The organism is Paenibacillus sp. 19GGS1-52 (assembly GCF_022369515.1).
In the GTDB taxonomy this organism is placed as follows: Bacteria; Bacillota; Bacilli; order Paenibacillales; family Paenibacillaceae; genus Paenibacillus_AQ.
Map to the genome: position 1 here is coordinate 5895102 of NZ_CP059724.1, position 26274 is coordinate 5921375.

Sequence of the window (26274 nt, forward strand, 5' to 3'; positions counted from 1 at the left end):
CCACATATATCCTTTTTTTGAAAATTGGAATTAAATTAATGGGAGTCACAGTTCTACTAATCATTGCTCCATTCCCCTAGCAGCTACAATTTGTTCTTGATGTTCTTTGCAATGGTCTGATATTTAAAAAAGTTATATAAAAATATCAATGTAATTATGGGAAAAATCCAAACCAAACTAATTCTCATGAATGCAAACGGAGTTTCAAATAGGAATGCGGACCAGAAATCCGAATTCTCCATTTGCCATAGGCCCTGGGTTAAATAAGCTGCTTTCGGATTTAAAAAAAATGTCACTGCATTATGATTAAAAAGAAATACAAACGGTATAATCGCCGCGGTCCCGTAATACGTCGCCAGACGTTTGTAAAGAGCAGCTTCAGAAGGATTGTCGGAAAAAAGTATATTCTGACCATCCTTCTCTTTGATTAAATAATGATGAGAATATCCTTTGTTTCCAGCAATATGCCTCCAGCCGAATTCTTCATACAGAGCTTCGTAATTCTCTAAGTGACCTTTGGTTTTCAATACTTGAAAGTCAATCTTAATGACTTGATTCCGTTGTTCGGTTGTCTTAAAAGTATAAATCCCCATTCTGTTTACCTTTATTAACTCATAACCCTTCTGAAGCCACACATTTAACCATTCTTCTTCTTTCCTAAAATTAACAAACAGCTTAAATTTCCACATCATAATCCATCTCCTTTAAAAGGCTTGTCATATGATTCATTCGTTTAGCATCCTGCCCTAAAAGTTCACGTCCTTTTGCCGTTAGTACATAAACCTTTCTCCGATTGTCACCATCTGCAATTCGTTCAATTAATTGAAGCTTCAGTAAATTTTCAACTGCACCATATAACGTCCCAGCGGCAATCCGTACGTCTCCCAGACTCATTTCTTCTACCTTTTGCATAATTAGATAGCCATGGGCAGGTTCTTGTAACACTAACATTATGTAATACGTTGTCTCTGTTAAAGGTAACAAAGAATTTCTATTCACTACGCTCCCACCTTTATATACAGTTGAACTATATAGTCATATTATATACAGTTCAACTGTATATTGCAACTGTATATAATATATTTTTTTATTGTTCTTAGTGAACTACGCAAGCCTCAAGAAGAAATATAAGGGTTATAAAAAGGGACCTGACCCCTTCCGCAAGCGGAAGCACGTCAAGCCCCTTTGTTAGTGATGCCTGTGATTCAGTTCGACCTTATTGATTGTATAAATGGCTGTATTTCAATAGCCATGAATTAGCCACCTACACGTGCGAGCTCGCGCATATTCGCTTCAAAAGCGGCCATCAAAGCAGCCTCACCCGTCAGTCCGCTTTCTTCTACCTTACGAATCTGCTGCATCATACGTTTATAATCCTTCGGAATTACACGGGCGAACTTCGGCAAATTATCTGCCCACTGTTCAAGTACCCGTGATCCAAGCACACTGCCTGTAAGCTCCGTATGACGGACAATCAGGCCCTGCAGCTCAGCAATTTCCTCTGGCTCTTCTACCCGCTCCAGCAATACCATTTCCAGGTTGCAGCGGCTGACAAAAGTATTGTCAGGGTCGTACACGTAAGCAATACCACCTGACATGCCCGCCGCAAAGTTGCGACCAGTCTCGCCAAGCACTACCACGCGTCCGCCGGTCATGTATTCACAGCCGTGGTCGCCCACGCCTTCTACAACAACATTTGCCCCAGAGTTGCGGACACCAAATCGTTCGCCGGCGATACCGCTGATATAAGCTTCGCCGCCTGTTGCTCCGTAAAGCGCCGTATTCCCGATAATAATGTTATCTTCAGCTGCAAAAGTAGCCAAAGGTGATGGTTTGATGATGATCTTGCCGCCGGATAGACCTTTACCGACATAGTCATTGGAGTCGCCTTCAACCGTAATCGTAATTCCCTTCGGCATGAATGCACCCAAACTTTGTCCTGCAGAACCAGTGAAGTTCAGACGAATCGTATCGTCAGGCAAACCTGCTGCGCCATATTTACGTGTCAGTTCACTGCCCAGAATGGTACCAACCGCACGGTTAACGTTCCTAATGGGCAGAGAAGCCTCTACAAGCGTTCCGTTCTCCAAGGCAGGTTCTGCCAGCTTCAGCAGTGTGGAGACGTCTAGCGTCTCTTCAAGGCCATGGTTCTGATATTGGCTACGGTAACGTGTGCTTCCTTCTGCTAATTTTGGAGTGTGCAGCAAGCTGCTAAGATCTACACCTTTTTTCTTCCAGTGATGCGATGCCTGCACAGCATCCAGACAATCCGTACGACCTACCATTTCTTGAATGGTACGGAAGCCAAGACTGGCCATAATTTCCCGCAAATCCTCGGCGATAAAGGTCATAAAGTTAACGACATGCTGTGGATCTCCGGTAAAGTTCTTACGAAGCTCTGGATTCTGAGTAGCTACACCAACCGGACAAGTGTCCATGTGACATACACGCATCATAATACATCCAACTGATACAAGTGGTGCTGTGGCGAAGCCATACTCTTCGGCACCCAATAATACGGCTACCGCCAAATCGCGGCCACTCAGCATCTTACCGTCTGTTTCCAATACAACTCGGTCACGCAGATTGTTCAGCATCAAAGTCTGATGAGTTTCAGCCAGACCCAGCTCCCATGGAAGACCTGCATGACGGATAGAGTTCATAGGCGATGCGCCTGTCCCGCCGTCATAACCGCTGATCAGGATAATATCAGCACGCCCTTTGGCCACACCGGCCGCAATCGTGCCTACACCAACCTCAGATACAAGCTTAACGTTAATCGCAGCACGTGGATTGGCATTCTTCAGATCATAGATCAGCTCCGCCAAATCCTCAATGGAATAAATATCATGATGCGGTGGAGGTGAGATTAGACCCACGCCTGCCGTAGAGCCGCGAACCTCAGCAACCCAAGGATATACCTTACGTCCTGGAAGCTGCCCGCCTTCTCCCGGTTTAGCTCCTTGTGCCATCTTGATCTGGATTTCATCTGCGTTAACGAGATAATTCGAAGTGACTCCGAAACGTCCCGATGCTACCTGTTTAATGGCACTGCGGCGGGAATCGCCGTTGCTGTCCGGAATAAACCGCGCCGGATCTTCACCGCCCTCGCCGGTATTGCTCTTGCCGCCGATTCTGTTCATCGCGATTGCCAGCGTCTCATGCGCTTCCTTACTGATCGAACCGAAGGACATTGCCCCTGTCTTAAAGCGTTTCATAATAGAGGCGGCTGATTCTACCTCATCCAGCGGAATGGACTCATAAGGTGAATTGAACTGCAGCAGCGAACGAAGGGTCTGAAACTTCTCGCTTTCTCCCTGAACAAGCGTAGCGTATTTCTTATATAACTCGTAATCGCCGCTGCGTACAGAGTGCTGAAGCATATGAATCGTCTGCGGATTAAACAGATGATCCTCCCCATCGCTGCGCCATTGATATTCGCCACCGGAATCAAGTACCTTATCATTGCCGTCCTTCTCGGTGAAAGCACGGTTATGGTGAGTAAGAGCCTCAATAGCCACTTCCTCGAGACCAATTCCGCCAATACGGGAAGGCGTCCAGGTGAAATACTGGTCCACGAATTCAGAGTTCAAGCCCACCGCTTCAAAAATCTGCGCACCACGGTACGACTGAATCGTGGATATGCCCATTTTGGACAATATTTTGACAACGGTCTTAGTCGCCGCTTTAATATAATTCTTCACAGCCTTCTCATGCGAGATTCCACGCAGCAGGCCTTGGCCGATCATATCATCCAGACTTTCGAAGGCCAGATACGGATTTACCGCACTTACGCCATAGCCGAGCAGAAGCGCATAATGATGAACTTCACGTGGTTCACCGGATTCCAGCAAGATGCTCACTTTAGTCCGTGTTCCTTGCAGGATTAGATGGTGATGCAGGCTGGACACGGCAAGCAATGCCGGAATCGCCGCATTCTCACGGTCTACACCGCGGTCGGACAGTATAAGAATGTTATGTCCCTTGGCCATGACACGGTCAGCGGCCTCGTTCATGCGTTCAAGGGCGAGCCGCATGCCTTCTCCGCCAAGCTCAGCCGGGAACAGAATTGGAATCGACATCGATTTGAAGCCTGCACGGCGGACATGGCGGATCTTGGCAAAATCCTCATTGGAAAGAATTGGTGTATCCAGCGTGATCTGTCGACAGCTTTCCGGTTCCGGTTTCAGCAGGTTGCGCTCAGGTCCGATTGTCGTAGTTGTAGACGTAACCAGCTCTTCGCGAATTGCATCGATTGGCGGATTGGTTACCTGGGCGAACATTTGTTTGAAGTAATTATAGAGCCGCTGCGGCCGATCCGACAGCACAGCCAGTGGAGAATCATAACCCATCGAGACTACGGATTCCGCACCCGTTGATGCCATGGGTTCCAGCACCTTGCGTAAATCTTCAAACGTATAGCCAAAAGCCTGCTGAAGCTGTTGTACATTGTCGTGCTTCGGATTAGGCAGCTCCGGTGCATCCGGAAGATCGGCCAAGCTGATCAAATGCTCATCCAGCCACTCACGGTACGGCTGCTCGGAAGCAATCGACGCTTTAACCTCTTCATCAGAAATAATGCGGCCTTCCTTCGTATCTATAAGCAGCATACGTCCTGGTTTCAAGCGGTCTTTGTAAAGGATGTTCTCTGCGGGAATATCTAGCACTCCTGCCTCGGAGGACAATATAATCATATCGTCTTTGGTTACATAATAACGTGCTGGACGCAGACCGTTACGGTCGAGAATAGCGCCAATCTGCACGCCGTCAGTAAAGCCCATCGCTGCTGGTCCATCCCATGGCTCCATCAAGGTGCTGTGATATTCATAGAAAGCCTTCTTCTTCTCATCCATACTATTATGGTTGCTCCAAGGTTCAGGAACCATCATCATGGCAACCTGTGGCAGGGAGCGTCCGCTAAGGTACAGGAATTCAAAGGTATTATCGAACATCGCTGTATCCGAACCATCTGGGTTAATCACCGGTTTGATCTGACTTAAGGATTCTCCGAAGACTTCACTCTTGAACAGTGATTGACGAGCGTGCATCCAGTTTACATTACCGCGCAGTGTGTTAATCTCGCCATTATGGATCATAAAGCGATAGGGATGCGCCCGCTCCCAGCTAGGGAACGTGTTGGTGCTGAAACGGGAGTGAACCATCGCGATAGCCGATTCCAGCTCTTCACTCTGCAGGTCCAGATAGAATTGTCCTACTTGCACAGTAGTCAACATACCCTTGTATACGATCTTGCGACAGGATAAGCTTGGCACGTAGAAGGATTCACTTTCTTCTACATTGCCATAACGGATAGCAAGCTCGGCGCGTTTACGGATAACATACAGTTTGCGTTCAAAATCCATATCATCAGAAATCGCAGTTGAACGAGCGATAAATACTTGACGTACATAAGGTTTGGCGGCTTTAGCCGTTTTGCCCAGCATTTCATCATAGGTAGGCACGTCACGGTAACCGAGCACTTCTTGACCTTCTTCAGCGATAATATCGCTCAGAAGAGCTTCATGGCGAGCGCGAATCTCCTCGTTATGTGACAAAAAGATCATGCCCACGCCATAATGTCCTTGCTTCGGCAATTCAAAACCAAGTTTCTTGGCTTCACCGGCAAAGAAACGATGCGGAATTTGCAGCATGATACCAGCTCCGTCACCAGAGTTAGGTTCGCTTCCTTGGCCTCCCCGATGCTCCATATTAAAGAGCATAGTTAAAGCGTTAGTTACAATATCATGGGACGGTTTGCCTTTAATATGGGCTACAAACCCCATGCCACAAGCATCTTTTTCGAACTGAGGATCGTAAAGGCCCTGTTTGCTGGGCAGTTCAGTGTGTCTCATCTCACGCAACCTTTCTATTATAAAGTGGAAGTTATCTCAAGAAATATTTCACATTAAATCTTAATAAATATTCAAGGCAGATTGGTTATATTATTTTATCATCGACCTGACATGAGCGCAATTTAAACTTTTTTATGAGTTTGATTAACAAATGCTTTTGCAGCACAGCTTTAGTGAATAAAAGCGTAAAAAATCTCCCCAGTGCATAAATATGCACAAAAACCGAATAAGCACTTATGCAATGTAAACGTTTTAATCAATGTTTACCCTGCTTGTCACATTGCAAAAACGTTCATTTATTAGCTTACAACAAAAGAGCACCCCATTGGGGGCGCTCTTTTGTTATATTTCCAACTTTTTAAAAATATAAGAATTTATATGTTCACACGATAACTTATCCTTATATTTCTTGAAGAAACGGATACCATCCCTAAAAAGGACAGCAAAGCCGTTTCTTCTTGATTGTCGAATTATACAGTCAACACTTGTTCACTTGTGACTTCAACTTCACTTTCCAGATCTCGGGTCATGAAGTACGCCAGTGTAAGTGCGAGGAAGACAATTCCATAAATGGCAAGTGTACCTGCATCTGCCCACATCGCACTGTAATCACCAGTAGAGATCACGGACTTGAAACCTCTGACACTATACGTCATTGGCAGTAATGGATTGAAGAACTTCATCCAGTTTGGAATCAATTCCAGTGGGAACGTACCCGCGCTTGTCGTTAATTGGAATATAAGAAGTACGATAACAACGAAACGTCCCGGTTGATCCAGCCAAGTTACCACGGCTTGAATCACCCACATGAAAGAGATACTTGTAATAAAGGTGAATGCGTAGAAGAGGGGTACATTCTGTACATTCAGCCCCAGACCGTACAAGACGACAATGGATGCTAAGAGTGACTGGATCAAACTCATCATTGAGAAGGATAATGTCCGACTGATGAAGCGGTTAAAGCGGCTTGCACCGATAACTTCCGACCCACGCATAGGGATAACCAGTGTGCAGATCAGGGCACCGACGAACAACCCAAGTGACAGGAAGTATGGAGCAAAACCCGTGCCATAGTTCGGCACTTCGTTGACTACTTGCGTCTCAATTTCTACAGGCTGAGCGAACATTTGCACCATTGCATCTGTTTTCTTCACAGTACTTGTCTGTGCTGCAGCATCCGTGAGCTTGCTTGCCAATTCACTCGATCCGGATTTCAGATCATCCATGCCCTTCTTCAGCTCGCCTGCACCATCAGACAATTGCTTCGAGCCATCAGCTACGGAACTGATACCGCTGCCCAGCTGGCCTACGCCGCTCAAGAGCGTCGAGGTTCCGGCTTCGAGCGCTTTACCACCTGCGGCAAGCTGAGTGCCGCCTGCGGCAGCTTCACTAAGTTTCGCGCCGAACTGCTTCATTCCTGCGGCAAGTTTATTGCCGCCGGCTGCAAGCGTGGATGCACCTTGAGACAGCTGCTTCTGACCATTCAGCAGCTGTGTGCTGCCTGCATTAAGCTGCTGAGCACCCGCGTGCAGCTGAGTTACACCCGCATCCAGCTGCTGCGCACCTGTGTGCAGCTGATCTGCACCAAGCACTAGCTGTTCCTGACCACTGTGCAGCGCAGTTGCGCCCTCGGCTAACTGCTGCTGACTCTGCTGCAGCTGTTCGCTTCCAGTAGCGACTGCTGCGCTAGCTGCCAGCAGCTTTTGTACGGCTGGGCTAGCTGCCAGCTGTGGATCGGATTTCGCCAGCTGCTGCAGCCCATCGGATACCGCTTTAGCGCCTGCGCTTACCTTCACGCTGCCATCTGTCGAAGCCTTCAAACCCGCTGCAAGCTTCGCACTGCCATCCACAGAGGAGGTCAAGCCTGCTTGCAGCTTTGCACTGCCATCCACAACAGAGGCAGTTCCTGCTTGCAGCTTGGTAGTGCCTTCTACTGCTGACTGTGTTCCAGCCTGCAGTTGTGCAGCACCCGCTGCCGTCTTCTGCAAGCCGTCACTTAATTGCTTGCTGCCGGCAGTGCTTTGCGTAACGCCATCCTGAAGCTGCTTATGTGCAGCAGACAATTGCTGCAAGCCGCCGGCCAACGTGCTGCTGCCGGATTCCAGTGCCGCTGCACCGGTATTCAGATCAGTTACGCCTTTAGTAAGCGGCGCTACACCATTCAGCAGCTTCCCAGTACCATCTGTCAGCAGCAGAAGATTCTCCTGCAGCTTGACAGCACCGTCATCCAGCTTCCCTGCACCATCGGCGATTTGGGTTGCTCCATCTCCGGCTTCACTGATCCCGCTGGAGATTTCTGTAATCTTATCAAATACTGATTCTGTATAAGCTTCGGTTACCTTAGCCGAAACCTTTGTCTTAATATCCTTTACAGCCGTACCGCCGATCTGGCCAGCCAGAAAGTTGTAGCCTTCATTCGGCTCATAAATAATCTTAGCCTGCTGTGGCTCATCATCCAGAAGTGTCGTAGCTTTCGCAGAGAAGTCTTCTGGGACCACAATCGCCATATAATAACTATTGTCCTTAAGTCCGGCATCTGCTTGCTCGCGGGTGACAAAATTCCACTGGAAGCCATCGGTCTTTTTGAGCTCTGCAATCATGTCATTTCCGGCAGTAAGCTTTTGGCCTTCATATTCGGCACCCTTATCTTCATTCACAACAGCGACGGGCAAATCACTCATTTTGCCGTATGGATCCCAGAATGCTTTCAGGAACAATCCACTATACAGCACTGGAATGAACAGGACAACGAACATCGGAATAAGCACTTTCGGATTTCTAAGCGCCGCACCAAGGTCCTTGGTAAATACGGATAATGATTTCATTCTGGTTCTCTCCTTATGCTCATATGCTCTCTTTAATTGCTTTGTATGAAATGCTATTTTGTGAAATTTTCAGTAATACTGTATGACCATTTCCCCCACTTAGTCAGTCATGGGCATAAAAAATTACCGAGCGCTATCCTTGTTGGCAACTACTCGCTTATTGATTCGTGAGCCTCACACTTACAGCGCCAGTCCTTCAGCCAAAAATAAATGAAAGTACGTCTTGATTTCCTCTTTGCTCAAAGGTTCGTGTATCTTGTTCAGTACAGCAGTCAGTACAATATATAGTCTGAACATTACCATTGATATAATTTTGGAATCACAGGGCTTAATCTCTCCCTGACGAATCGCGAATTCCACCTCCCTTTCCAAATACTCAAGAACAACGTTCTCGATCTTGTCTAGTCCTTCTTGCGCCTGCGGCGTTCCGACTTCGCGATTCTCCTGGGAAAGCTTAATGAATAGCTCGTGTTCGCTTCGAAAATCCAGCAGAGCATCCAGCACACGGTGCAGATTATCAAAGAAGGGTTTGTCACGTTTGATTTCCCGTTCGGCAATCGACTTCATTTCTAACGTTACATCGCGCAGGATCTCATCAAACAACTGCTCTTTATTTGTAAAAAAGGTGTAAATAGTTCCCTTGCCCACGTTCGCTATTTTAGCGACCTGATCCATTGTAGTTGCTTTATAGCCGAATAGTGAAAAAGATTTAGTCGCGGCCTTCAGCACTTGCTGCCTTCGATCTATCACAGCCATCTATACACTTCCTTTCTCCAGAAAATATCGTTGCCATGCGCTATTGACCATTTTACTAATCCGGTCACTTGGTCATTTATTACTTTAGCACTTTGTCGTTGCCTTTGCAAGACTCCGGGCAAATATTTATATTTTTAATTTTTGCAGTGTTTTAACTTTCTATTTACGTCTAATTTGTATAATGTGAGAAGTGAAGCGTTTTTCCTAGTATAATAAGAAGAGACTTAGCAATTCTATCGAGTAGGAAAGTAGCAGGTGAACTTATGCGAAAGAAAAGAGTACTGCTGTTTTCGGAAGGCTTCGGTACGGGCCACACAGGGGCAGCCTATGCTCTAGCCGAAGGAATCAAGCTGCTGAACCCCGATGTTCAGTGCCGAGTTATTGAACTGGGTAAGTTCCTTAACCCGACTGTAGCTCCTTGGATTCTTTCCGCTTACCGAAAGACGGTCAGCAGTCAGCCAAAGCTGGTCGGCATGATGTATAAAACACAATATGATAAATCACTGAACCGGTTGACCAAGCTGGCGCTTCACCGGATTTTTTATACACATGCCTCACAGGTCATTGAGCAGCTAAAGCCGGATTTGATTATCTGCACCCATCCCATCCCGGGGGCCGTCATCTCCAGATTAAAGCGCCGTGGACTCAACGTGCCGCTCTATACATTGATCACCGATTATGATGCCCACGGCAGCTGGGTCAATTCGGAGGTTAATGGCTATCTAGTGTCTACTCCACGGGTCAAGTCGATCCTGACCGGTCGGGGAATCGCTCCTGAGCTTGTCACAGTGACCGGAATTCCGGTTCATCCAAAGTTCTGGGAACGTTCCAACAAGACTCTGCTGCGTAAAGAACTGGGTCTTTCCGATATTCCGACAGTGCTCATAATGGGCGGAGGCTGGGGATTGATGTTCGGCAAAAAAATCATGAACTCCCTCACAGCGAGGATGGGTGAGATCCAACTCATATTCTGCATGGGCAGCAATGACAAATTAGTAGCAAAGATGCGAGCTAACCCTCTACTCCAGCATCCCAATGTAAAAATTCTTGGCTACAGCAGTGAAATCAATAAGCTGATGGATGCTTCCGACCTGCTGATTACCAAGCCTGGTGGGATGACCTGTACGGAAGGTCAAGCTAAGGGAATCCCTATGCTCTTCTATAAAGCCATTCCCGGCCAGGAAGAGAAGAATTGCCAATACTTTGTTGAGCTTGGTTTAGCAGAAGTGTTGGATGCCACCGTAGTGAACAAATGGTTCTCGATGCTGCTTCGTGAATATGCAGACCTGGAAGAGCAGCGCAGACGCAGGCTTGCACCGGACCGCCATCAGCCGAGCAATTGCGCTACAACTGTACTGGAGATGCTGGGCAAAACAGCAGATAGGGCTAGAGAAGCCCAAGGTTTACGGGCACAAGCCCGAAATGAAGAACCTGTATATCTGACACCTTAAGGAACAGAATAACAAAAAAGCAGGCAGTCCGAGTTTCTCTGGACCTGCCTGCTTTTTTTGTTATGATCGCCGTGAGATTAATTAGACTTCTATACTCTCCCCCGCCTTAAGTGGAAAGCCTTCGATTCCCTCCTGCTTCAGACGGTCACAGAAATCAGCACCGTCCTGAGCTATAGCAGGGAACGTATTATAATGCAAGGGAATGACCTTCTCTGCCCGTAGCCAGCGTGCAGCCAGCAACGCATCATCAGGTCCCATAGTCAGCATATCACCGATGGGCAAGGCGGCAATATCAATTGCATTTCTTTCTCCAATCAGACGCATATCTCCGAATAATGCTGTATCACCAGAGTGGAATAAAGTTTTGCCCTCAATCGTCAACAGAATGCCCGCAGGCTGCCCGCCGTAAATCCAGAATTCGCCCTCTTGAATAGAAGAAGAATGAAAGGCTTGAGTATATTTGACGGTAATGGCACCATAAGTATGACTGCCGCCAATATTCATATGCTTAACCTTTGCTCCCTTAGCCTGGCAATAGTCCGCAAGCTCATAGACAGCAAATATTGGGCAATCGTTACGTTTGGCGATCTCTAGAGCATCTCCAAAATGGTCGGAATGAGCGTGAGTAAGCAGAACGGCATCTACAGAAATCTCTTCTGGTGAAATACCGGAATTCGGATTACCTGACAAGAAAGGATCAATGATAACTTTGGCACTCTCTGTCTCCACTAGCAGAGCTGAGTGGCCGTAATAGGTGATTTTCATGACTGCTGTTCCCTCCTGATTCATATAGTTTAGTTTACCCTATATATAGCTGAGGCTAACAGATTCGTCAAATCATTTATAAAAAGTATGATCCCCGATCGTCTTGGCATACTCCCGCGAATTCTTCACTGTAAGATCTTGGGCGAGCTTTAGCGACAGGAAGAAATAGGTGTCATCAGTGACTTCTTTCACTCCGGAAAGTGCAGCATTTACTGCCTTTATACTATCTCCATTGGGCGTCACCCGTTCAAACCGTCCGTTCGCTACAGGACTGAACTGGCTTTTTTGAAAGATTACTTTGTATATCGTGTCGGGAAAATTGGCTGACCGCAGCCTATTCAGAACAACGTTGGCGACTGCCACCTTGCCCTGGTACGGTTCGCCTTCCGCCTCTGCCATTACAATCTTCTGCAGCAGAAGCAGGTCTTCTTCGGATACTGCGTATTTCCAGGTGGCCTGACTTTGCTGATCCTGGCTTAATAGCTTCGTCCGTGAGAAGAACAATATTGCGGGGGGATGTTGCTGCGTGATCACGGCCTTTTTGACAACGGCCTGCTTCACTTTTGTTGCTATTGCTGTCTGTTTCTGCACCTTCTGCGCTGCTAGCGAAGTTGTGACTACAGCAGCCTTCACGTGAACACTGGCAGGTTGTGCAGTAGCTGCTTGCGCAAGTTGGTGTCGGCTAACCCATTCCGTTCTTTGTTCCGGCTTCCAGGCGGGACTAAGATGAACGGCTATGTTAGTAAGACTAGAATGAACAGTACTATTTATCTTTGTCCCACTAGATAACGCTACGTGTGGCACAAGAGCAAGCACGGAAGCCCGACCGACTGACTGCAGCTTAACCAATTGAACTTTTTGCAGCTTCCCCTCCGTGACTTGACCAGGATATAGCAAGCTTATAGCAGAGAAACACACTAGGATCACGCCAACAAGTAGCGCAATACAGCGGTTTTGTTTAAATATTAACATTTTATTCCTCCTATTTTACGGCACATTCCTATTTGTATGTAACCGAAAATGGAAGCTTTGAAAACTTTCCTGTCGATTTTTTTAGAAAAATGTTATGTTTTCAATAATTTCATACATAGGAATGGCATGCATCATGGTAGCATACACCATAATACTATCGATCGTCCAGTAACTGCCTATAAGGCTAGACTCCACTTCAACCTCCTGCATACGCAAGTCTTGAAGCCAGTCAGCACTAAAAGGAGTGTCGCCGCGGTATTTTCGAGCCATGGTAAGATGGGGATTATATTCCCTCGCTTCGGCCGTAAATCCCAAGGGAAGTGTAGCCAAAGTTACTTTCTGCTGCAGCTGTTTCAGCTTGTCCATATCCCCGGAAAGACCCGCCCATAATACTCGTGGAGCAGCCGGGGTACCAAATGTCCCCCACTCCTGTAACGTCAATTCAAAGGGTGTACTTTCCGCAGCCACCTGCTTCAGCGCCTTGATTATAGCAGGAATATCCTCCACAGGGGTGTCACCCAAAAATTGCAGCGTAATATGATAATCCTCAGGAAATGTCCATTTGGCAAACCGCAATTGTTGTGACAAGCGGTTGCTGATGCGTCCCATAGCTTCACGAACCTCAGCAGGTAATTTGATTGCAACGAACAGACGCTCGGTTTGGTTGGCAGGTTTCTTCATTTCCATCGCAATTTCACCTTTTCGAGTAGATTTGTTATCCTTAAACCTATACATTGTCCACATTTATTAAATAGTATACCGGGAGGGAAACAACTTGACTAAATCCATCATCTATTTTCAGCCACTTACATCTCAGCAGCAAGAGAGTATTAGAGCCGTTGCCCCAGGTTATACATTACTACAGGGAAACTCCAAGAATCCTGATCTGCAGCAACTTGGAGAGGCGGAAATTGTCATCGGCTGGGCCAAAGGCATCAGCGATACACTGCTGCGCCCAGATTCAGCACTCCGCTGGCTGCAGACCTGGTCTGCCGGAATTGAGAAGCTACCGCTTGAACGCTTGGCAGAACGTGGCATTCTCCTAACCAATGCCACTGGAGTTCATGCCGAACCCATCTCAGCAGTGATCTTTGGCTTCATGCTGCTCTTTACACGGAACCTGCATATAGCAGTTCGCAATCAACAGAACCGCCTGTGGCACTCGGATGGCAGTGAAAGCGAGCTCTCCGGCAAAACAGCCGTTATAGCCGGCACTGGAGCTATTGGCAGTGAAACAGCCCGAATTGCCAAAGCCTTCCGAATGAAGACGATCGGTGTCAGCCGTTCAGGCCATCCAGTGGCTGATTTTGATCAAGTATTCACCACCGATCATTTACAGGAAGCCGTAAGCCAGGGTGATTTCATTATCAACTCGCTCCCGCTTACCGATGAAACACAACATTTGTTTAATTCCACTATCTTCTCCGCCTTTAAGCAGGGATCCTATTATATTAACATCGGCCGGGGCGATACCACTAATACAGAAGACCTGATTGCAGCTCTAACTAGCGGACATCTCCGTGGAGCAGGGCTGGATGTATTTGAGACAGAACCTCTACCGCAGGATCATCCTCTCTGGGCTATGGAGCAGGTTATCATCACTCCCCATTGTGCTGGGGTAACAGACCGCTATACCGAACGGGTCGTTGATATTTTCATCCACAATATGAAATCATATTTAGAAACAGGAACACCAACACGTAATTTGATTGATTACAGCCGCCAGTATTAAATTCCTATATTTTGAAAAATAGGGTGTCCCAGTAGCCATTTATCAGCTACTGGGACACCCCATTCCCTTACTTCACACCTGAAATCGGGTTACAGATTCCTTCAGCTCTCCAGATAACTTCTTCAGATACTCAATGGCTGCTGCCACTTCACTCGTGGAGTGTACCTGCTCTTGGATAGAAGCGGCTGTTTCCTCTACTGCTGCTGCAGATTGCTGAGATAATGCCGAGATATGCTGGCTGAATTCATTCATGGATTCACTGGACCCCGTCATCTGCTGCAGGTCAGTACCCATCGTTTCGATCGTTGCTGCCATGCCCTGAACCGAGCGGTTAATTTCGGCTAAAGCTTCACCCGTTTCAACAATTTGACGGCTGCCTTCCTCTGTCTTCTTGACCCCTTCACGCAACGATCTAACCACTTCTTGTGACTCCTGCTGAATCCCTTGTGTAATCCCGGTAATCTCCGAAACGGTCCGCTGCACATCCTCCGACAGCTTGCGAACCTCTGTGGCTACGACTGCGAAGCCACGGCCGCTCTCCCCAGCTCTCGCCGCTTCAATAGCAGCATTAATCGCCAGCAAATGGGTTTGCTCGGAAATGCTGCGGATAGAACCTACCAGCCGGAAGATCCCTTCATTCTTACGATTCAGCTCTTGTACATTCTCCATCGATTGCGATACAACTGCTGAGATCTGCCCCATCTGAGCCACTGAGCTTTCCATTAATACTTGGCCGCGGTCACCCTTAAGCAGTACCTGCTGAGAATGAAGCGTAAGCTCATTGCCTTTATTTGAAAAAGCTTCTATCAGCATATTCAGATCTTCTATAGCTTTGGAAGCATCTACAGCCGCTTCAGCTTGACTTCCAGCGGCGGTTGCTAATTCTTCCATAGTGGCAGCGATCTGAATGCCACCTTCCTTCGTTTCCGATATCGAACCCACCAACATTTCGCTCTGATCTCCGATGATTTGTGAGACATTGCGGATACGATTCACAATCTCCAGCAAAGCTCTGTTCATTTCGTTCACAGTCTTAGCCAACAATCCGACTTCATCCTGATTAGCGATAAAAGTATCCTCTGCGGTCAAATCACCTCCGGCAATTCGCTGTAAATGCCCGGTTACTCTTTTTAGGGGATTGATAAAATTGCGGCGAATGAAACTATTGATCACTCCAATAACTAGCAGAACCAGCACAATCATTATAATGATCAATGTAAGAGAAGTATGGAAAATACGAACTGACATTGCACCTTTGGCCGCAGCCTCATCCTGACTATTCTTAACCAGAACCTCCAGGTCGGTCTGCATCGAATTAAAGGCGGATATTCCCTTATTGGATACTTCCAATGCCAGCTCATCATCCTCCGAGGTACTCAACTTGATCGCCTGGTTGTTAATGCTCAAGTATTCAGTCCATTTAGCGCTCACCAATTGAAATTGCTGCTTCTGAGCTTCTATTTCCAGTGTTTGCGAATAGCTCTTCATGGTATCTGCTACCTTACGGATAAACTGGTTCCGTTCCTCATCCAGCTTCTCTTTCTCCGCCTGATCGGAGCTTTGAATATGCTGCATACTAATAGACATGATATGCTCGGTGTAATAATTAAGATTGTGGATTCTCTCCAGCGCAGGGATCATCTGGCTGACGAGATCATCCGTATTCTTCTGCATGCCATTCATTTGATAAATTGAAGTTAATCCGGAAAGCAAAAACAAGAGCGCCAATACGGCATAGCTGGCAGCCATCTTGAAACTGATGCTTTGTCTGCTGTTCTGCACCACGTTTGTAAATTTTCCTCCGAACCTCTTGCCAGCCGAGTCCTTAACTCCCGGACTTTTTTTCATATGTACGCCCCCTAAACCTTTTCAAAAACATTTCATATTCTTACATAGTGTTACTTTTCATTTTCATAAACAAGCAAAAAAATAGATGCTATCAATATTTCAGCACATTGCACAAACAAACATGAACAGATGCCAATCCTTTAAGCGTTCCAGCACCGGCGTTGCCTCTTTATCGCACCATTAGCAAACGGCCGGGCTGTGCTCAGAACTAACTAATCCAAATCGTAAATCGAACCGACCTTCAGACCGTATAGCTCATTGTAGATTTTTTCGGCAAAAGAATCCGTCATTCCGGCGATATAATCAATCACCATATGCTCCCAAGTCCAGATCGGCTTGATCTGCAACTGATCCTTCTCAAAACGCTGCAGCCAGTCCGAAGGAATGATCGCCTTTGAGGTTTCCGGATCAAGGAAAGCCGCCCATAACCGACGCAAAATCCACTCGCTTCTCTTCTGCAGCCGCTGAACACGCAAATCACGAATCATCGTAACCCAGGCAAAGCTTTTCAGCACACTTACCGTCCGCAGCATATCCTCGTCTTCTTGACCTTCCTTAATAAAAGTGACCTTCTTCCAATCCCCATCCGGAATAACTCCGAGGCTGGCAACAAAGGTACTCACCCAATAAGCCTTAACTTCACGGCGGGTTCGAGAATAATCATTTTCACAGGTAGGCATCTTCTCTTCCCAGACTCGAAGGAACGAACTTAATACCTCTGCAACTTTAGCGCGGATGCCCTCTTCCTTCCAGTCCTTCCAAAAGAAATCTTCCAGCGTCGTGATCTTTTCCACAACTAACCGTTGGGTGTAGGGATCATTCATAAAGTGCTCATGTACCTCAATCTTACCGGCCTTTATGCCGTCTTCCAGATCATGTGCCGAATAGGCGATATCATCGCACAAATCCATAAGCTGGGCTTCCAGCGTCTTCTTGCCGGCAGGGATGCCCCACTGGCTGCGGATATTTGAGATATAGTTCCATTCATGCAGATACATGCCCTTTTTGAGCACGGTGCCGGGAAAAGGGTATTTGTTAATTCCCAGCAGTACAGCATCAGACAAGTTGAGTCCGTCAATATTCTCGCGTTTCTCCAGGAACATAATCAGACGAAAGTTATGAGCGTTGCCCTCAAAATGTTCATACCGCCGCTTCATATTCTCATGAATCAGCTGCCGTTGTACCGGGCCCGCATCTGCCCGTTTAGCTTCCTCGTTCGTCTTGTCTTCGATGAGCTGCTGCAGAATACTGTCGAGCACCTCTTCCCCTTTATGCCCGAACGGCGGATGGCCAAAGTCATGAGCGATAGCCGCACATTCCACCACCTCCGTATCAATAACAAGACCGGGATTCTCTGCTTGCCCTGTTTCTACCTCCGGGTAGGAACGCAGCAGGCTTTTGGCGGCCTCACGAGCAATCTGCGCTACCTCCAAGGAATGGGTAAGGCGCGTCCGGTAATAGTCCCCGGTACCTGCACCAAACACCTGTGATTTCCCTTGCAGCCGACGAAAGGTCGGCGAATGAATCAGACGCGAATAATCGCGTTCATAGGCGGCTCTTGACGTTTCCAGCCGAGTAATCTCCGGGTACTGCCTGTGCTCTCTTTTCTCAATAAGTGTCATCTCTTTGCTGCCCCTATTCATTATGCTGTATTAGTGTTAATTATAAGTCATTTCCATATAAACTTTCACGCTAAATTAGAATGGGCCCTCCAAATGGGAATAATTCACCAACCTAAAATAAAGATTTACGGAGATATTATTTAAAGGGGAAAAAAACTTTAGGAGGAATTCACTTTATGAAGAGACTATCTGTTGCTATTGTCTCAGCTTGCTTATTCTTATCTGCTGCTTCTGCTGCTTACGCAGCTCCGACCGCACCGCCTGAGAAGCATGAGCAGAAAATACATGCAGAATCGATACACAAAGAAAAAGCTCAGCACAAATTGCATGAGAAGGAAAAGCACATGAAGAGTATTAAAGCGAAAAGCGTTAAACACAAAACTATCGATAAAAAAAGTCTCAAAGCCAAAAGCATTAAGGCTAAAAGCATTAAGATAAAAGCAACCGAGTTGCCAAAAACAGGCTTCGGCGGTGCAAGCGAACAAACCGAGTAGAAAGGATGAAAGAGGGTGGATATCCCCCTCTTTCTTTTCTTAAACCATGAAAAAATGTATCTATACGCTAATATCAATCATCATCGCTGTAACTTGTGCGGGATGCAAGGACACACATCCAGTGAAGGTTAGCGGGAATAGCAGTCAAATTAAGCCTTTGCAGACCCTGGATCACAAAATAGCTGCACCCGATAAATCCATTCTACTGGAAAATAATATAAAGCCAGCTCTACCCAAGCCTTTTCTCCCTACCTCACTTGTTATTCCAGCAATTGGAGTAAGCGCGCAAATCCAGCCGGTAGCGGTCCTTACTAACGGACAAATAGGTGTACCCAAGGAAACGGATCTCGTTGGAATTTCCTACCCAGGTGTCCTACCCGGTGAACAAGGAAATGTCATCTTGGACGGGCATGTAGACAGCTATACGGGCCCGGCAGTTTTTTTTAATTTGAAAAAGCTAAAGCGCGGAGACGCTATTATTGTCTCCAATAACAGCGGACGTAAACTGACTTATCTTGTAGAGTCGGTGGAGATCTTCGTAACATCCGAGGCTCCACTTAAGCGAATATTTGGTGAAACCAAAGATCCCCGGTTAAACCTGATTACCTGTACTGGAAGATATAGCAGAAAGAAAAAAGAACATGAGAAAAGACTGATTGTCTTTACGAAGCTGGAAGGTGAATTATGAATCTGATTAAGAAATTAGTGTTGGTTATAATTTGTCTCCTTGCTTCAATTTATCTCCCTATTGATACAACGAAGGCAGATGAAAGCAAGCTGAATGAAGAGGTTGAAACGACACTTAAGCAAATGTTTGCGGAAAGAGCATATACACTGGTCGACCGCAAGACGGATCGGCTTCAGAAATATTATTTTACAAATCAAGCACTGAGCAGAAATGCTTATCAGAATGAACGCAACCGGACGGCTTATATTAATGAGTGGGCTAATAAAAGGTCCATTAAACTGGTGGAAGCCAACAGCAACATCCGCATTATCCGCTTGAATATTACTGAGGAAACCGCAAAAATTTCATTGGTGCAGTCACTTAAGATCAGTTATGTGTACTGCGACAAAATTCTACCCGCGCAATCCTTTGGAGTAGGTACGAGGCATTTCATGACTTTGAAAAAAAGTAACGGAAAGTGGACCATCGAGCGTGAATGGTATTTGGATCCGCTTGATGAGAATCCGAACAAAATTGCGGAAGGTTCAAATGGATTAGCTCCATCTGTAAAGCACAAGACAGTTACACACAACAGCAAAAAATACAACCGTACCCGTGCCGTCGAATATGCAAATAAATATGCAGGCACTGCTTGGGGAGCCGGAAATAAAAATCGTTACAATAATAAATACTTAGATTACACAAGTAAAGGCGGGGATTGTACTAATTTCGCTTCCCAGGTTGTCGGTGATGCGGAAGAAGGCGGCGGTTTGCCGATGATCGGCGGTTGGCGTTATTTCTACAAATCAGGAGGCACCAAGACTTGGGTGCAGACTGATTCCTTCAGTCATTTTCTCCTGCGCTCCGGGTATGCGAATATGATCGCTAAAGGCGATTACAATGGGATTGTGTCTCCTTCGAAGAGATATGCTGAAGGCGCTATCTCACAGCTTCAGCCTGGCGATTTAATTGGCTATATTTTGCACCAGGATGACACCGATCATTTCTCTATAGTCGTTGGATTTGATGAATATGGTTATCCGCTGGTCAATTCCCACACCGCCGACCGCTACCGGGTTCCATTTGATTTGGGATGGGATCGAAATACAAAATATACGCTTATCCACATCAAGGATTAAGGAATAAACCAGCTTGTCAGCATAACGCGATTTCAATGTCATAAAATAAACAGATCACAAACATTGACCGTTATGCTGGAGGAATTATGAATGTACCCCGTCTGTTTAAACAGTCCGCAATCAGAACCGTTGCCATGGTTATTGTTAAGGTTATCGGCCTGATTGGACGTATTATTTTAACAAGAATAGTAGGTGCAGAAGGAATCGGGCTGTATCAGATTGCCTATTCCTTCTTTGGTTTTGTTCTGATGCTTACCGGAGGATTGCCGACCACCTTGGCTATTGTAACAGCAAAAAAACCTGCCCAGGGCTGGCAATTCCTTAAATTAGTATCGGTCTGCGCAATCCTGACTAGCGGAATAATCAGCCTGGTAGTGTTCCGACATTCTTCCAGCATCGCAAATTTGCTTGGCAATCCTGACCTGGAATACGCCATACGCGGTCTAGCACCCGCTCTATTTGCCGTGCCTCTACTGAGCTTGTTGAGAGGTTACCTGCAAGGTCTCGAAAGAATTAGTATTATAGCTTTGTCTGAGGTGACAGAACAGGCTTTCCGAATATTCTTCCTGCTGCTGATTGTTAGCCAACTTTTACCGTTAGGGGTCAATGGAGCGGTTGGAAGAGGGATGTATGCTACTTTTATAGGCGCGTTTGCCTCCTTTTCCTTACTAACCCTTTACATTTATTTGGATAAAACAAGTTCGCCTCGTTCCTCCCATCCAACACCGTATCTTCCATTGATGTGGTTCTTAAAAAGCTCCCTCATGATCTCCTTAACACGTATCTTCATTCCGGCTTCGGAATTTATAGACGCCATCTTGGTCCCTAACCGATTGCTTGCAGCCGGCTATAGCACTTCCGAGGCGACGGCGATGTATGGAGTGATTTATGGAATGGCAGCTATTGTCGTCTATACGCCTACGCTCATAACAGGAGCCCTAAGTCATACTGTAACGGTACAGATTGCAGCGGAGTGGCAGCAAGGTAATCTGAAGAAATTCAATAGGCTTACACAGATGGCCTTAAAAGTAAGTTGGCTGTGGGGATTGGCCTCGGCGTTATTTTTGTTCCTTTATGCCAATGAACTTTCATTGTTTATATTCAATACTGAAAACGCTCGTTATGCTATAAGGTATTTGGCTGGCATCCCCTTAATCGTAGGCTTTCGCGAAATATCAACCAGCATCCTATGGTCCCAGGATAACAAAAAAACTCCACTTTTCGGACTGCTGTCAGGATTGGTATGCTCCATCCTCGCTCAATACTTTTTGGTTAGGATTCCCGGCTTCGGTTATATCGGTGCTTCGATAGCCATAATTTTGATGGAATTTGTCTCTTCGGCTTGGAATTTCAAGGCTTTACAGAAAAGCAAAAAAAAGATCAGCGATCTCCTCCACTTGATTATGGATGTCGGCTTTTTATCGGGCATAATAATCGGGATATCCCGATTATCACCATCGATGGGTGACCTAGCTATAAGTTTGCGGCAATTCCTGATTGAGACATTTCTATTTTTTATCGTTACCGGAGTTTATATATATTGGCGCTGCGTACGTTATAAGAAATAATATGGCCTCTCTATGAATATTCAATCCAGCCTTTAGAGCATTCTAAAGTTAAAAAACAGGTGAATCATGAAAACATGCACCAGAATTATAAGTGTGACGCTCATGCTCCTCTTATGCTTTACTACTTCTGCCCAGAGCAGTCCCAATGTGAAAAACCGCAACTATTATGAACAGCGCGGGGATATGATCTGGGAAGTACATACTAACCAAAAGGTAATTGCCCTTACCTTCGACGATGGCCCTGACCCCTCCGAGACGGACCAGATACTCAAAGTACTGCATGAATACCATGCGAAATGCACTTTTTTTGCCATTGGAAAAAGAATAGCTGCTTATCCGGACGTGGCCAAACGGGTGATCGCCGAAGGGCATGAACTAGCCAACCACACCTATAACCATATTTATTTTAAAAAGCCGATTTCCGAGCAGCAAATTCATCAGGAACTAGCGCTGACTGAGAATGAAATTATAAAAATCTCCGGCAAACGAAGCGCTTTGTTCCGACCGCCGGGCGGCATGTATGATGAGACCTTAATTGATGTCTCCAACAGTATGGGCCTAAAGCCAGTTCTGTGGTCTTGGCATCAGGATACGCGTGACTGGAATCGTCCAGGGGTATACAGCATCTCCACAAAAGTCATTCGAAATGCACATAATGGCGACATCGTGCTGTTTCACGATCATGTCCATGGACAGTCGCAGACCAGACAAGCCCTCCAAATCATTTTGCCTGAATTAGAAAAAAGGGGCTTCCGATTTATAACGGTTTCGGAAATGATTAGATTATCCAACACCCAGCAAGTAGATATGTATTAAATGAACGAAACGCTGCTCCTCCTATGGCTTCTGTAATTGCACAGGACCCAAAAATAAGGTAGGCTTGTGCTAGTATGACACTCACTTAAAGTGCTGCTGTAGTAGTCAATACCTAGGAGGATTCATCCATGTCTGAGAACACATCTTTTACGACCGAAGAAATTGCCGGGTTGTTGAAAATATCTAAACTGAAAGTATATGATCTAATCAAAAAAGGCGAGCTGCCCTCTTACCGTGTTGGTAAACAGATGCGTGTCGATCTCTCCGATCTGGAGGCCTATAAACAGAATTCACGTAGTGAAACTTCTACTAATATCATGAATGCTAATGTAAGCCATTCGGTTGTTCAGCAGCTTTTCCCGCATTCAATTGCGTCTCAAGCTAAATCAGCCGCACGAAATATTGTGATTACCGGTCAGGATATGTCGCTGGATATTCTGGCCACACACCTGGAGCGCAGTCTGCCCTCTGCCCGTCCTCTTCGTTCTTACGCCGGTAGTCTGGACAGCCTGATTGCCATGTACCAAGGTGAATCGGATATCGTCAGTACGCATCTTTTGGATGGAGATACGGGAGAATACAACTTACCCTATATCCGGAAGCTACTTGTCGGCTTCTCTTACATCGTTGTTCACATGCTTGCTCGGAGCGCCGGATTTTATGTACAGAAGGGGAACCCGAAGGGCATTACGGAATGGTCTGATCTGCAGCAGGAAGGTCTTACCCTAATCAATCGGGAGCGTGGATCTGGCGCACGTGTGCTTCTAGATGAACAGCTACGGCTGCATGGCATTCAATCAGCAAGCCTGGCCGGTTATTTTACTGAGGAGAATAGCCATTTTGCAGTAGCAGGTAAAGTCGCTAGAGGCGAGGCTGATGTGGGTATCGGCACAGAAAAAGCCGCCAAAATTATTGACGGCATTGAGTTCATCCCCCTGATTCAGGAGCGTTATGATCTTGTTATGGTCAAAAAAACCGGTCAAGATCAATGGATCAATACGGTAATTGATATCCTTCGTTCATCAGCCTTCCAGAATGAGCTTGGCTCCATTCATGGCTATGACCTTAGTGATACGGGAACGGTCATTTTCGAGACCTGAACCACTCAACAATATAAGAAAGCCCCAGCTTTGCCAAAGGTTCAGCGGCAAAGCTGGGGCTTTCCTATTCAACTAATTAAGAGTGGCGGTTTACGAACATTAGCATTATAGCCGAGATAACAATAATGGAACACACCCACATCCAGGCTAAAGTCATGTTACCACCATCGACAGCAACATAGATGGCAGTAGGTACCGTCTGTGTTCGGCCCGGAATATTACCGGCTACCATAATTGTAGCCCCAAATTCCCCTAATCCGCGAGCAAAGCCCAGAACATAACCAGCAGCCAACGAACGGCCAGCCAATGGAATGGTTACATAACGCAGTACCTGCAGCTCACTGGCTCCCTGCGCACGCGCTGCATCCTCAAGATCCTTCTCAACCCCCTCGAATCCTGCTTTAACGGTGCGGTAGACGAGAGGAAAGGCTACGACGACTGCCGCGATAACGGCTGCGCCCCATGTAAACAAAATGGTCTGCTCTGTGAACTGCTCATACAGCTTGCCAATCCAGCTCCGGCGGCCCAAGATAACTAGTAATACAAAACCTACGACCGTCGGTGGCAAGACTAGAGGCAGCAGCAGCACTGTTTCCACCAGGCTTCTGCCAGGAAACTTTTTGTGTGCCATCGCTCTGGCAGCAATTGCTGCCAAAATGAACACGATGATGCTGGTAATCACTGAGATCTTGACCGACAACCAAACCGGAGCGAAAAAATCGGTCCAATTGATGTTCATATACCTTCAACCCGCTTATGTGAGAATTTAGTAGTGAGCTTAGTAGTTAAGGAAGCAGAAATCCGTAGCTTGTAAAGATATCACTTGCTGTTTTAGTCTGAACGTAACTATAGAACGCCTTTGCGGCTTCTAGATTCTTGGTATCCTTAACCACTCCAGCTGGATAATTAATTGCTTTATGTGCATAAGGACCTATGGTTAGGGCAATTTTCACTTTATTTGAGGTAAGCGCATCTGTCTTGTATACGAAGCCTGCATCAGCATTCCCCGTCTCTACATAAGAGAGAACCGCACGGACATCCTTAGCAAATATCAGCTTGCTTTGCAGTGTATCCCACACTTTCTTGGTTGTCAATGATTGCTGTGCATATTGACCTGCAGGTACTGATTCCGGTTGTCCGACCGCGACTTTTTTGAATGATTTATCCGTAAGCTGTGTAATAGTCGTAATCTTAGTCTTTGAATCGGAAGGAACGACCAGAACGAGTTGATTTTTGAGCAACATCTTGTGATCTGCAATCAGACCTCCATCTACCAGTGCGTTCATCTGCTTATCTCCTGCTGAGAAGAACAGATCTGCTGGAGCACCTTGTTCAATTTGTTTCTGCAACGTGCCGGAGGCACCATAATTAAAGACGAGGTCGATATCAGGGTGCTGCTTCTCATACAGCACTGCTATCTTGTCAAGGCTGTCCTGCAGACTTGCTGCGGCAGATACTATGATCTCCGTCTTTTTGGTTGCCGCTTCCACATTCCCCTGAGGTACCGATGTTAAACCCACTGCCACTAAGATGGCGATCGCCAGCAATCCATTTGCCCATTTCTTGAACATTTCCATTCCTCCCAATGATTTATCTATATGTTTAGAAGTCATTCTAGCATATACCCTTTCATTTTTCTATACTTTTAGTTATGTTTGTTTATAATTAGATATGAATAGACATATTTAGCGTTTAAAAATTCTTTAGTAGCATAAAAATAACCCTCTCAGCAATTTCTTGCTGAAAGGGTTATCTGCAAATTTTAATTCTTCATCCGTGGGTCCAGCACGTCACGCAGACCGTCACCCATCAGATTAAAGCCCAGAACTGTCAACATAATGGACAGACCTGGAAAAATAACTGTCCAAGGAGCCTTCTGGATAAACTGACGAGAGTCTGAGAGCATCTTGCCCCATTCAGGATCAGGAGGTTGGGCACCCAGTCCAAGGAAACCAAGTGCGGCTGCTTCAATGATCGCTGTTGCGATACCTAGCGTGCCCTGCACGATAATTGGCGTTAAACTGTTCGGCAGAATATGAGTGACCAGAATACGGGTATTAGTCATTCCGATTGCTCTTGCCGCTGTAATATATTCTTCGGATTTCAAGCTGAGTACCTTGGCACGTACGAGACGTCCATAAGTCGGAATATTAACTATGGCAATTGCGTACAACGCATTCTGCAGGGATGGACCCAGAATAGCTACAATAGCTATAGCTAGCAGTATGCTCGGAAACGCCAGTAGAATATCGAACAAGCGGGAAATCAGCATATCAATCCATTTACCATAGAAACCAGCCAGAATACCAAGAATGGTACCCACAAAAATAGAAGCGATAACCGAGAAGAAACCAACCCATAACGAAATCCGTGCGCCATACATAATACGGGTGAATAGATCTCTTCCCAGATCATCCGTCCCGAACCAATGCGCAGATGAAGGTGGCTTCAGCCGGTTAACCAGCACCTGCTCTTTAAAACCGTACGGTGCAATCAATGGTGCAAAAATTGCAATCAATACAAAAAATACAATAATATAAAGTCCGACCATTGCCGTCTTGTTCTTGCGAAAGGCCTTCCACGCATCGCGCCAAGGACTGGATACCTTTTCGGCAGGTACATTCGGAGGAGTTACATTTACTGCTGTCTGTGCCATAGGTTCACCCC

At 46.2% G+C, this 26274-nt stretch carries 21 protein-coding genes; 8 read left to right on the forward strand and 13 right to left on the reverse strand.

Annotated elements, in window-relative coordinates; all coding sequences use genetic code 11:
- Positions 1-83: 83 nt before the first annotated feature.
- The 5 genes from H1230_RS27350 to H1230_RS27370 all read right to left on the reverse strand — a co-directional run bounded on the left by H1230_RS27350 (position 84) and on the right by H1230_RS27370 (position 9433).
- On the reverse strand, positions 84-692 hold the full coding sequence (locus tag H1230_RS27350; protein ID WP_239712954.1) for a DUF2812 domain-containing protein: 609 nt from the start codon (positions 690-692) through the stop codon (positions 84-86).
- Positions 676-999 (reverse strand): PadR family transcriptional regulator, encoded by a 324-nt coding sequence (locus tag H1230_RS27355; protein WP_239712955.1) that lies wholly within the window; start codon positions 997-999, stop codon positions 676-678. Before H1230_RS27355 ends, H1230_RS27350 begins: the two co-directional genes overlap by 17 nt.
- A 257-nt stretch (positions 1000-1256) precedes the next feature.
- Entirely contained in the window at positions 1257-5852 is a 4596-nt protein-coding gene (gene gltB, locus H1230_RS27360) for a glutamate synthase large subunit (protein WP_239712956.1), read from the reverse strand.
- A 470-nt stretch (positions 5853-6322) separates the two neighbouring features.
- Entirely contained in the window at positions 6323-8677 is a 2355-nt protein-coding gene (locus tag H1230_RS27365; RefSeq protein ID WP_239712957.1) for a YhgE/Pip domain-containing protein, read from the reverse strand.
- Positions 8678-8857: 180 nt separating this feature from the next.
- Positions 8858-9433, reverse strand: a complete 576-nt coding sequence (locus H1230_RS27370; protein WP_239712958.1) for a TetR/AcrR family transcriptional regulator — start codon at positions 9431-9433, stop codon at positions 8858-8860.
- Between the two features lie 263 nt (positions 9434-9696).
- Between H1230_RS27370 and H1230_RS27375 the strand changes: the two genes are divergently transcribed.
- Positions 9697-10884, forward strand: a complete 1188-nt coding sequence (locus tag H1230_RS27375) for an MGDG synthase family glycosyltransferase (protein WP_239712959.1) — start codon at positions 9697-9699, stop codon at positions 10882-10884.
- 81 nt (positions 10885-10965) lie between these two features.
- On the opposite strand, the gene H1230_RS27380 is transcribed toward H1230_RS27375, so the two are convergent.
- The 3 genes from H1230_RS27380 to thpR all read right to left on the reverse strand — a co-directional run bounded on the left by H1230_RS27380 (position 10966) and on the right by thpR (position 13308).
- Positions 10966-11649 carry a metal-dependent hydrolase gene (locus H1230_RS27380; protein ID WP_239712960.1) on the reverse strand — a complete coding sequence of 228 codons (684 nt, stop codon included), beginning with the start codon at positions 11647-11649 and terminating at the stop codon, positions 10966-10968.
- A 72-nt stretch (positions 11650-11721) separates the two neighbouring features.
- A complete protein-coding gene (locus tag H1230_RS27385) occupies positions 11722-12621 on the reverse strand; it encodes a cell wall hydrolase (RefSeq protein ID WP_239712961.1) in 900 nt (299 codons plus the stop codon).
- A gap of 81 nt (positions 12622-12702) precedes the next feature.
- A complete protein-coding gene (gene thpR / locus H1230_RS27390; RefSeq protein WP_239712962.1) occupies positions 12703-13308 on the reverse strand; it encodes an RNA 2',3'-cyclic phosphodiesterase in 606 nt (201 codons plus the stop codon).
- Positions 13309-13396: 88 nt separating this feature from the next.
- Between thpR and H1230_RS27395 the strand changes: the two genes are divergently transcribed.
- On the forward strand, positions 13397-14353 hold the full coding sequence (locus H1230_RS27395; protein ID WP_239712963.1) for a D-2-hydroxyacid dehydrogenase: 957 nt from the start codon (positions 13397-13399) through the stop codon (positions 14351-14353).
- A gap of 72 nt (positions 14354-14425) precedes the next feature.
- Here the strand turns inward: H1230_RS27395 and H1230_RS27400 are convergent, their stop codons facing one another.
- Positions 14426-16201: a methyl-accepting chemotaxis protein gene (locus H1230_RS27400; RefSeq protein WP_239712964.1), complete on the reverse strand. Its 1776-nt coding sequence runs from the start codon at positions 16199-16201 to the stop codon at positions 14426-14428.
- A 212-nt stretch (positions 16202-16413) separates the two neighbouring features.
- Complete coding sequence (locus H1230_RS27405) at positions 16414-17823, reverse strand: deoxyguanosinetriphosphate triphosphohydrolase family protein (protein ID WP_239712965.1); 1410 nt, start codon at positions 17821-17823, stop codon at positions 16414-16416.
- Positions 17824-17999: 176 nt separating this feature from the next.
- On the opposite strand from H1230_RS27405, the gene H1230_RS27410 reads away from it, so the two are divergent.
- From H1230_RS27410 to H1230_RS27435, 6 genes are all read left to right on the forward strand, one after another.
- Complete coding sequence (locus tag H1230_RS27410; protein ID WP_239712966.1) at positions 18000-18317, forward strand: hypothetical protein; 318 nt, start codon at positions 18000-18002, stop codon at positions 18315-18317.
- A 121-nt stretch (positions 18318-18438) separates the two neighbouring features.
- Positions 18439-19005 (forward strand): class F sortase, encoded by a 567-nt coding sequence (locus H1230_RS27415; RefSeq protein WP_239712967.1) that lies wholly within the window; start codon positions 18439-18441, stop codon positions 19003-19005.
- Positions 19002-20123, forward strand: a complete 1122-nt coding sequence (locus H1230_RS27420) for an amidase domain-containing protein (RefSeq protein WP_239712968.1) — start codon at positions 19002-19004, stop codon at positions 20121-20123. Before H1230_RS27415 ends, H1230_RS27420 begins: the two co-directional genes overlap by 4 nt.
- Positions 20124-20209: 86 nt before the next feature.
- Positions 20210-21691 (forward strand): oligosaccharide flippase family protein, encoded by a 1482-nt coding sequence (locus H1230_RS27425; RefSeq protein ID WP_239712969.1) that lies wholly within the window; start codon positions 20210-20212, stop codon positions 21689-21691.
- A 147-nt stretch (positions 21692-21838) separates the two neighbouring features.
- Positions 21839-22507 (forward strand): polysaccharide deacetylase family protein, encoded by a 669-nt coding sequence (locus H1230_RS27430; RefSeq protein WP_239712970.1) that lies wholly within the window; start codon positions 21839-21841, stop codon positions 22505-22507.
- A 128-nt stretch (positions 22508-22635) separates the two neighbouring features.
- The gene (locus H1230_RS27435) at positions 22636-23607 is read left to right on the forward strand and encodes a substrate-binding domain-containing protein (RefSeq protein WP_239712971.1); all 972 of its coding nucleotides are present in this window, start codon (positions 22636-22638) and stop codon (positions 23605-23607) included.
- Between the two features lie 76 nt (positions 23608-23683).
- Here the strand turns inward: H1230_RS27435 and modB are convergent, their stop codons facing one another.
- The 3 genes from modB to H1230_RS27450 form a co-directional block, all read right to left on the reverse strand.
- Complete coding sequence (gene modB / locus H1230_RS27440) at positions 23684-24346, reverse strand: molybdate ABC transporter permease subunit (protein ID WP_239712972.1); 663 nt, start codon at positions 24344-24346, stop codon at positions 23684-23686.
- A 46-nt stretch (positions 24347-24392) separates the two neighbouring features.
- Positions 24393-25178 carry a molybdate ABC transporter substrate-binding protein gene (modA, locus tag H1230_RS27445; protein ID WP_239712973.1) on the reverse strand — a complete coding sequence of 262 codons (786 nt, stop codon included), beginning with the start codon at positions 25176-25178 and terminating at the stop codon, positions 24393-24395.
- Positions 25179-25369: 191 nt separating this feature from the next.
- The gene (locus tag H1230_RS27450; protein ID WP_239712974.1) at positions 25370-26263 is read right to left on the reverse strand and encodes an ABC transporter permease; all 894 of its coding nucleotides are present in this window, start codon (positions 26261-26263) and stop codon (positions 25370-25372) included.
- Positions 26264-26274: the final 11 nt, after the last annotated feature.